The 4,124-nt window shown below is 61.4% G+C and carries 4 protein-coding genes; 3 read left to right on the top strand and 1 reads right to left on the bottom strand.

The window, feature by feature from the left end:
- The 3 genes from AC1DUU_RS25100 to AC1DUU_RS25090 all read left to right on the top strand — a co-directional run.
- The coding region (locus tag AC1DUU_RS25100; RefSeq protein WP_476786087.1) for a substrate-binding domain-containing protein at window positions 1–607 on the top strand (607 nt) is incomplete at its 5' end.
- Between the two features lie 80 nt (window positions 608–687).
- Entirely contained in the window at window positions 688–2,943 is a 2,256-nt protein-coding gene (locus AC1DUU_RS25095) for an ABC transporter permease (RefSeq protein ID WP_476786086.1), read from the top strand.
- Window positions 2,936–3,712, top strand: coding sequence for an ATP-binding cassette domain-containing protein (locus AC1DUU_RS25090; RefSeq protein ID WP_476786085.1), 777 nt, complete (start codon window positions 2,936–2,938; stop codon window positions 3,710–3,712). Before AC1DUU_RS25095 ends, AC1DUU_RS25090 begins: the two co-directional genes overlap by 8 nt.
- A gap of 205 nt (window positions 3,713–3,917) precedes the next feature.
- Here AC1DUU_RS25090 and AC1DUU_RS25085 read toward each other — a convergent pair.
- A partial coding sequence (locus AC1DUU_RS25085) for a phosphatidate cytidylyltransferase (protein WP_476786084.1) occupies window positions 3,918–4,124 on the bottom strand: 207 nt, incomplete at its 5' end.

The following is a 4,124-nucleotide window of genomic DNA, read 5'->3' as shown; positions in this document are numbered from 1 at the left end:
CATCAGCCATACCGGTCAAGACGCGTCCGCTGCTGCAATCGGCGGCGAGGCGCTTGCAAAATGCGTGCTCGATAGCGGCAAGACGAGCGGCTCGATCGTGCTGCCGTCATCGACGGCGATGGGCAATATAGAGGTGAACAACCGCGTCACCGCCGCCTTCAATGCCATCGTCAAGACGCTGAAGGATGCCGGCAAGCTCGATGGCTTCAAGGTCGACGCCGGACCGGAGAATGTCGGCATCGACACCAATCCGAACGATCCGGTCAACGCGCTCGTTTCGCTCTTCGAGTCGCGTGGTGATGTTGTCGGCGCCTTCACGGCCAACAACGTATTCACCCCGCCGCTGGTCAAGGCGGTGACTCAGGCCGGTTTGAGCGGCAAGATTTGCGCCTTTGGTTTCGACCTTGGCCCGGCACAGCAGGAAGGCATCGCTGCCGGCAACCTTACCGGCTCGCTTGGGCAGCAACCGTTCCTGCAGGGCTTCTGGCCGGTCATGCAGCTATATCTGCAGATTGATCGTGGCATCTCGGCCGCCAATCTCGACACGCGCGCGCAATTGGTGACGAAGGATACGGTCGCAAAAGTCGGCAAGCGTTTCGAGAACTGATTTTTCGCTCGAAGCATCTGCAATCGGGGAGGGCGCAAACCTTCCCACCATGTGATGACAATGATCGAGTGGTAGGACCTATGGAACTCACCACGAGGGCATCGCTTGGCCGTGCGCCTTCCCAGCTCGCCGGCGGCTGGGAGGTCGGGCTGCTGCTGTTTCTTGCGCTTCTTTATTTGGGCGGCGCCGTTGTGAATCCGACCTTCTTCGGCTCAACCGAGGCTCTTCACGCGCTGCTGCGTGACACCTCGCGGGTGGCCATCATCGCGGTCGGAATGACCTTCGTCATCGTCAACAAGGACCTCGATCTTTCGGTCGGCTCCACATACGGCCTGGTAGCCGTGGTCTTCGCCAGGCTATTTGCGCCGAGTTTTCTCGATTTTGGCATCGTCACATCGGTGCTCCTGTGCGTGCTCCTGGGCACGGCGATCGGGCTCGTCAACGGCGTGCTGGTTACCGTCCTGAAGGCGCCGGCTTTCATCGCCACGCTGACGATCCTGTTCATTGGCCGCGGCTTCGTCCTCGCGCTGACGCATGGCCAGGCCATATATTATTCCGACAAGGCGAAGGACCATCCGCTTTTCTTCAGCCTGGGCGAAACCAATATCCTGGGCTTTAACAACCAGATCCTGGTCTTCGGCATCGTCGCGGTAGTGGGCGCCTACGTGCTTGCCAAGACCCGCTGGGGCTACGAGACATTCGCCACCGGAGGCAACGAACAGGCGGCCGTCTATGCCGGCATTCCCACACGCTGGGTGCGCATCCGCGGCTACCTGATCTCCTCGCTTTGCGCGACGATTGCGGCGCTGCTATCGGCCGCGCAGGACAAGGGCGTAACGCCGCTCTACGGCGTCAGCTGGGAACTCACCGTCATCGCTTCGGTCGTCATCGGCGGCGCGTCTATCTTGGGCGGACGCGGCCGCGTGTTCGGGTCGTGCCTCGGCGCCGCGGTCGTCGTCCTGATCGACAAGGTGTTGCGCGAAGGTTGGCCGATCACCCGTCTGATCGTGATCGACGGCGAAGAAATTGCGGTTAGTGCCAAGTACACGCTGCCGGCAGGGGCGGTGCTGGTCTTCCTTGGCCTCCTTCTCGTCACAGCAGTGCTCATCGAGCCCTACTTGGTTCGCCGCCAGATTGCTGGACGGCTCTGGGCATGGCTGCGTGGCCGGCCGCCGCCACCTGCCTTCGAGATTGGAGGCGTTGCGCTCGAGGGCGTCCAGACCAAGGGCGCGATGGCAGCCGACATGGTGCTGTCCAACACCAGGATGGGCAAGTTCCTCGCCCGGCGCGACGCGCTGGCGCTCATGCTCACCGCGGTGCTTTGGCTGATAGGTCTCCTTCTCAGACCAGATTATTGGTGGAACCTGTCCAACACCTTCGCGATCCTGCTCAACTACACAGAACTCGCCCTGATCACGATYGGTCTCACCTACGTCATCGCGGCCGGCGATATTGACCTCTCTGTCGGGGCGGTGCTTGCGCTTGCAGGCAGCACCGCTGCCTATTTCCTGAAGGTTCTCGGCGCCGACCCGTTCACAGCTGTCACGATGGGCCTGCTTGCGGGAATGGCCGCCGGCCTTATCAACGCGGTCGTCACGGTCGGCTTCAAGCTGCCTGCCTTTATCGCCACGCTTGGGATGTTTTACATCGCCCGCGGCCTTGCTGCCTGGTTTGTCGCTGGCCAGCAACTGACAGGTTGGTCCGAGACCTACAACCTGCTCGGACGCAAGGTGAACGACATTTTTCAGCATTTCCGCGTTTCCCTGCCCGACGGAATCGTCCGCACGGTTGCAGAGGTGGTCAGTGTCCAGACCCTTTGGATGCTGCTCGTCGCCCTCATCGCCGGCGTCGTCCTCGCCTACACGCCATTCGGACAGAAGGTCTACGCGACCGGAGGCAACATCCGCGCCGCCGCCTATGCCGGCATCAACACCGGCCGGGTGCGCTTCTTTTCATTCATGCTGGCCGCACTTTGCGCCTCCATGGCCGGTATCATCAACATCGCCTACTTCCGCAGCTTCAACCCGGTTGCCGGCCAGTTCCGCGAACTCGACGCTATCGCCGCAGTGATCATCGGAGGCGGGTCGATCTTCGGCGGCTACGGTACGATCGTCGGCGCGCTATCCGGCGCTGCCGTGATTACTCTTGTCCGGGCTCTGCTGCAGCTCAACGTTCAGGGCTTCACCATGCCGCAGCACTGGATCAACGTCTTCATCGGCGGCATTCTCATCGTCGCCGTGCTCATCGACATTTGGGTGCGCCAGGCAAACATTTTCGGTCGCCTGCGGACCCGCCTGGCGCAACGCAAGCGAACATCGGAGCCCCCCCATGGCTGAAGCCGACGCACCGATCGTGGAAATGCGGGGCATCGAAAAGGCCTTCGGTGCGGTGCAGGCGCTCCGCAACGTCGACCTGGTGCTTTATCCGGGGGAGATCCTTGGGCTGGTCGGCGACAATTCAGCCGGCAAATCGACGCTGATGAAGATTCTGACCGGCGCCTACCAGCGTGACGCTGGCGAAATCTCGGTCGCTGGCGAACCGGTGCATTTCAAGAGCCCGCATGAGAGCCGCAGCGCCGGCATCGAGATGATCTACCAGGACTTCGCGCTCTGCGGCAACATGGACGTCGGCCAGAACATCTTTCTTGGCCGCTGGCCGCTCAAGGGTCTTTTTGTCAATCGGCGCAAAATGTACGCGGAGGCCAACAACGTATTGAAGCGGCTCAAGGTCGATGTGAACTCCGTCTACCAGAAGGTCGAGAGCCTCTCGGGCGGGCGCCAGCAATCCGTGGCGATTGCGCGTGCGATCTCGTTCCAGCCGCGCGTCGTGGTCCTCGACGAGCCGACAGCCAACCTCTCGGTGATGGCCACCGAGCGCCTGCTCGAGACCATGCTGGAGCTGAAGAAGCAAGGCGTCGCCCAGATCATCATCTCACACCGTCTTGTCGACATCTTCGCTGTCGGCGACCGCGTGATGGTGCTGAAACGTGGGGAGAACGTCGGCGACCGCTACATCAACAACACCGACGAGCATGAGGTGCTGGAGATCATCGTTTCCGGCACGCGAGAGCATGCACTTACGGCCGATGAGGCAAGGCAGATTTGACAGACCAGCATGGATCTTCAGGCGCGRCCGCCGAGCGGCATTGTGGACTAGAATGACAGGCCAGCCTCAGTTCGCTGTCTTCTTGCACATCGGCCTTGGCCGCTCTCCATCTCAGGTGACCGTCTCACCGTGTTGTGGCTTCAAGCTGGCCTGATACTCAGACTGACGATAGCAGTTCGGCGTTCCAAGAGACGCGCAAAGGCGGTCAGACGGTCCAGAAATATCGCACCATGTGGAAAAAGACCGGGGCGGCAAAGACCAAGCTGTCGGCCCTGTCCATCATGCCCCCATGGCCTTCGATTAGGTGCCCCCAGTCCTTCACACCCTGATCGCGCTTGATGGCCGATGCGACAAGCCCGCCCAGGAAACCCATGAAACAAGTAACCAAGGCGACACCCGACGCCTGAAGCGG

This window comes from Aminobacter sp. P4_H6_2 (genome assembly GCF_056400805.1).
Note: the sequence above shows the minus strand (reverse complement) of the source record. Positions and strands in the feature narration are given on the sequence as shown.

Excerpts from the sequence above, each read along its gene's own strand:
- AC1DUU_RS25090 (WP_476786085.1), top strand. The coding sequence starts at position 2,936 with ATGGCTGAAGCCGACGCACCGATCGTGGAAATGCGGGGCATCGAAAAG.